This window comes from Arthrobacter sp. JCM 19049, assembly GCF_001310435.1.
This window is the reverse complement of record NZ_BAXF01000194.1, coordinates 1-3,906: the sequence shown is the minus strand read 5'-3', so window position 1 is coordinate 3,906 and position 3,906 is coordinate 1. Positions and strand designations below refer to the sequence as shown.

General features: G+C 66.2%; 6 protein-coding genes and 1 pseudogene. 3 read left to right on the top strand and 4 right to left on the bottom strand.

Annotated features, from left to right (window positions below; genetic code table 11):
* Positions 1 to 282 (top strand): annotated as a pseudogene (locus JCM19049_RS19825) (ABC transporter ATP-binding protein); the annotation flags it as partial.
* Here JCM19049_RS19825 and JCM19049_RS09295 read toward each other — a convergent pair.
* Positions 279 to 1,244: an IS481 family transposase gene (locus JCM19049_RS09295; protein ID WP_374700277.1), complete on the bottom strand. Its 966-nt coding sequence runs from the start codon at positions 1,242 to 1,244 to the stop codon at positions 279 to 281. The pseudogene JCM19049_RS19825 and the gene JCM19049_RS09295 overlap by 4 nt on opposite strands.
* Before the next feature lie 201 nt (positions 1,245 to 1,445).
* Here JCM19049_RS09295 and JCM19049_RS09290 point away from each other — a divergent pair, with 201 nt between their 5' ends.
* On the top strand, positions 1,446 to 1,628 hold the full coding sequence (locus JCM19049_RS09290) for a LysR family transcriptional regulator (RefSeq protein WP_054821447.1): 183 nt from the start codon (positions 1,446 to 1,448) through the stop codon (positions 1,626 to 1,628).
* Between the two features lie 40 nt (positions 1,629 to 1,668).
* A complete protein-coding gene (locus JCM19049_RS09285; protein ID WP_054821446.1) occupies positions 1,669 to 2,373 on the top strand; it encodes a LysR substrate-binding domain-containing protein in 705 nt (234 codons plus the stop codon).
* A 50-nt stretch (positions 2,374 to 2,423) separates the two neighbouring features.
* On the opposite strand, the gene JCM19049_RS19820 is transcribed toward JCM19049_RS09285, so the two are convergent.
* The 3 genes from JCM19049_RS19820 to JCM19049_RS19810 form a co-directional block, all read right to left on the bottom strand.
* Positions 2,424 to 2,735: a hypothetical protein gene (locus JCM19049_RS19820; RefSeq protein ID WP_279402849.1), complete on the bottom strand. Its 312-nt coding sequence runs from the start codon at positions 2,733 to 2,735 to the stop codon at positions 2,424 to 2,426.
* The gene (locus JCM19049_RS19815; RefSeq protein WP_279402848.1) at positions 2,696 to 2,956 is read right to left on the bottom strand and encodes an MFS transporter; all 261 of its coding nucleotides are present in this window, start codon (positions 2,954 to 2,956) and stop codon (positions 2,696 to 2,698) included. Before JCM19049_RS19815 ends, JCM19049_RS19820 begins: the two co-directional genes overlap by 40 nt.
* Before the next feature lie 143 nt (positions 2,957 to 3,099).
* The gene (locus JCM19049_RS19810; RefSeq protein WP_279402847.1) at positions 3,100 to 3,756 is read right to left on the bottom strand and encodes an MFS transporter; all 657 of its coding nucleotides are present in this window, start codon (positions 3,754 to 3,756) and stop codon (positions 3,100 to 3,102) included.
* Positions 3,757 to 3,906: the final 150 nt, after the last annotated feature.

The window sequence follows — 3,906 nt, the reverse complement described above, 5'->3', positions numbered from 1 at the left end:
GGCCCCCAGGCCCGCGGTGCTGGTGCTGGACGAACCGGTCTCCGCGCTGGACGTGTCCATCCAGGCCACGGTGCTGGACCTGCTGGATGAACTGCAGGTCCAGACCGGGACCAGTTACCTGTTCATCAGCCATGACCTGTCGGTGATCGAGCACATGAGCGATCAGGTGGCGGTGATGTACCAGGCCGGTTCGTGGAGAGCGGACCCACCGCCGAGGTGTTCGCCAATCCGCAGCACCCCTACACCCAGCGCCTGCTCTCCGCGGTGCCGCGGCTGCGCTAGCTGTTCTTCCCATGGACGTTGTGTACGCGGTCGATGGGTGATTTGCCGCCGATGCCGGTATGGGGTCTGTGATGATTGTACTCATGGAGCCAGGCCGGGTAAGCGGCGGCGCGCTCGGCTTCTGAGCCGTAGTGCCGGGCGTAGGCCCATTCGAACGCGAGAGTGCGGTGGAAGCGCTCGATCTTCCCATTGGTCTGAGGTCGATACGGCCGGGTGAACTTGTGCGCGACGTGCTTGCCGAGTGTGTCGTTGAACAGGCGTGAGCGGTAGCAGGAGCCGTTATCGGTCAGCACGCGTGAAACGGTGATGCCGTGGTTGGTGAAGAACGCGTTCGCGCGTTCCCAGAACCCGGCCGCGGTCTCCTTTTTCTCGTTCTCAAGGATCTCCGAATACGCCAACCGGGAGTGGTCATCGATCGCGGAATGCAAGTAGATGTGACCGACACCGGACCGGTTCCTGTTCCCCCGCGCACGGCCGAGGGTGCGGTGGCCTCCGCCGTCGGGGATCCGGCCCAGCTTCTTCACATCCACATGCACCAGATCGCCGGGGTTCTCGTGCTCGTAGCGTACCGGCTTGGGCTTTCGCACCCGGACACCGGTGTTCAGATCGATGTGCCCAAGAAGCGGCACCTGGTACCGGCTCAGCACTTTCGATACCGTCGATTGCGGCAGGCGCAGGTGATACGCGATCCGGTGCGGTCCCCACCGCCGGCTCACGCGCAGAGCAACGATCCGTCGTTCGGTGCGCTGGGACGTGCGGTTCGGTGAGTGGCGCGGCCTGGATGAGCGGTCCTCAAGCCCTGCCGCACCTTCAGCTTTGTACCGGGCCACCCACTTCGATACCGTCCCGCGAGCGACCTGGAAGCGCTCGGCGACACGCGCCTGCGTCCATTTCTCGTTGATGACGAGCAGGACCATTTTCAGTCGGCCCTGCGGTGTCAGCGAAGTGCGGGCATGAGTAATGTAAGACATGAGGACCTTCGTGTGATTCGAGATGAGTGTGGTTACCCATATCGATACCGGAGGTCCTCACCTCTTCTCACACAACGCGCCGTTGCCCACAACCTCCGTGGGAAGAACAGCTAGCCAGAGGGCCATTGCGCCTGCCTCTTCCCGGCGGGGACACGGTGCCCGCCGCGCCCGGGCGCTGGCTAAACTGGCCAGGTGATCAACTACACCCTGCGCCAGCTGCACTACTTCCTGGCGGTGGCCGAGGCCGGTTCCATTTCCGCGGCCGCAACCGCCAGCCACATCTCCCAGGCGGCCATGTCCCAGGCGATGGATGATCTGGAACGCGCGGTCGGCGCCCAGCTGCTGGTGCGCCGCCGCGCCGCGGGGTGGAGCTGACGGCGGTGGGCACCGTGTTCCTGCATGATGCCCGCGACTGATGCGCCACGCCGAGGAGGTGCAGGGGCAGATCATTGAACGCCAAACCACCCTGGCCGGCCCGCTGGTCATCGGCTGCTACTCCTCGCTGGCGGCCTTCTGGATCCCGGTGATCTGTGAAAAGTTCACCAAGCCGAACCCGGGCCTGAGCGTCACCCTGGTGGAGGGTGACGGGGCGGAGCTGCAGCAGCAGATGCTCAAGGGGCACCTGGATGTGGTGCTCACCCACACCCGCCACCTGCTGCCCCAGGTGCACCACCGCACCGTGATGTCCGGTCGGCCCTATGTTCTGGTCGCCGCCAACCACCGGTTGGCCGCCCGCTCCTCGGTGCGGCTCAGCGAACTGGCCGAGGAGGATTTCGTGGGCCTGGACCTGCCCACGGTGCGTGATAACCAGCTGGTGAACCTGCGCATGTCCGGCCTGGATCCGAAGGTGCGCTGGAGTTCGCAGAGCTTCGAGGCGGTGCGCGGCATGGTGGCCCGCGGTCTGGGCTACACGGTGCTGGTGCAGCGCCCGCCTGTGAACGTCAGCTATGACGGGCTGCCGCTGGCGGTGCTGGAGATCGAAGGCCCGGTGGGGGTCAGCGACATCTGCGTCGCCTACACCGCCTCCGAACGCCCCAGCCTGCGGCTGCGTGCCTTCCTGGACTTCTGTGAACAAGTGGGCGCCGAACGCGACGCCGGGGACGCCCGGGGCTCTTCCTAGGAAAAGCTCCCGAGCGCCCCCGGTGCAGTCGCGTTCGGCCGTGCGTGCTCCTACATCTGTTCGGCCATCAGGTCCGCGTCCTTGCCTTCCTTGACGTTGCGCATCGCCAGCGCGGCGATCACGAACGTCGCGGCCCACACGATGCCCACCAGCCACAGCGATCCGCCGCCAAGCAGCACCAGGGCGGCCACGATCATCGGGGTGAACCCGGCGCCGACCGTGGAGGAAAGCTGGTAGACCAGGGAAGCACCCGTGTAGCGGATCCGGGTGGGGAACAGTTCGGCGGTGAACGCCCCGAACGGGCCAAAGATGAACGCCTGGATCAGCCGTTGGCCACAAACAGGGCGATGGCGAATGCCCACAGCGCACCGAGCTGCAGCAGCCACATGATCGGCAGCGCCGCAAGCGCCCCGGCGGCAATGCCCACCAGCATCACCGGGCGGCGTCCCAGCTTGTCCGAATAGCGGGCCGCGAACCAGATGCCGACCACGGTCAGCGTGGCGCCGACGGCCTTGATGTTCAGCACCGCGGTGCGGTCCATCCCCATGTCCTCCACCACGTAGGAGATCGCCCAGACGGTCATCAGCCTGCACGGTGTAGGAGCTCATCCCCACCAGGTGCCGCGCAGCACCGACTTCGGGTACTGGGTGAGCACCTGCATGATCGGGGTCTTCTTTTCCTCCGCCTTGTCCTCCAAAGCCAGGAACAGCGGGGATTCGGCCACCTTCAGCCGGATGACCAGCCGATGCCCACCAGCAGCACCGAGAGGATGAACGGGATGCGCCATCCCCAGGAGAGGAACACGTCATTGGGCAGCAGCGACACCGCGGAGACCGCCAGGGTCGCCAACACCGCACCGGCCGGCCCGCCCATGTTCGCGAAGCTGGCGGCGAAGCCGCGCCGTTCCTTCGGCGCGTGTTCCAAGGCCATGAGCATTGCCCCGCCCCATTCACCGCCCACGGCCAGGCCCTGGAGGATGCGCAGCAGGATCAGCGCAATCGGGGCGACCATGCCCACCTGGGCGGTGGGCGGCAGCAGCCCGATGATGGTCGAGGCCCCGCCCATCATCACCATGGAGGTGATCAGCACGCCCTTGCGTCCCACCTTGTCGCCAAAGTGGCCAAAGACGATGCCGCCCAGCGGCCGGGCCAGGTAGCCCACGGCCAGCGTGGCGAAGGAGGCGAACAACGCCACCCCGGGGGTCAGGTTCACGAAGAAGACCTTGTTGAACACCAGGGACGCGGCGGTGGCATAGAGGATGAAGTCATAGAACTCGATGGCGCTGCCGATGAAGCTGGAGGCCAGGATGCGGCGCATCTGCGGGGAGTTCAGCGACGGGACCCGCAGTTCGCGGTCCTGCTGCTGGTCGGTGAGGTTGCTCATGAGACTGCCTTTTCTGCCAGGGCGCGGGCGAAGGAAATGACCTGCAGGTCATCGGGGACCAGGAAGCTGCCGGAGAAGTCCCGGGCGTGGGAGAGCCAGGTTTCCAGCGGGGTGGTGCCGGGCACCAGGTGGTGCAGCGCCAGGGTGCGG

Bases quoted from the DNA above. Each gene is read 5' to 3' on its own strand.
- JCM19049_RS09285 (WP_054821446.1), top strand. From the start codon at position 1,669: ATGCGCCACGCCGAGGAGGTGCAGGGGCAGATCATTGAACGCCAAACC.
- JCM19049_RS19815 (WP_279402848.1), bottom strand. From the start codon at position 2,956: ATGACCGTCTGGGCGATCTCCTACGTGGTGGAGGACATGGGGATGGAC.
- JCM19049_RS19810 (WP_279402847.1), bottom strand. From the start codon at position 3,756: ATGAGCAACCTCACCGACCAGCAGCAGGACCGCGAACTGCGGGTCCCG.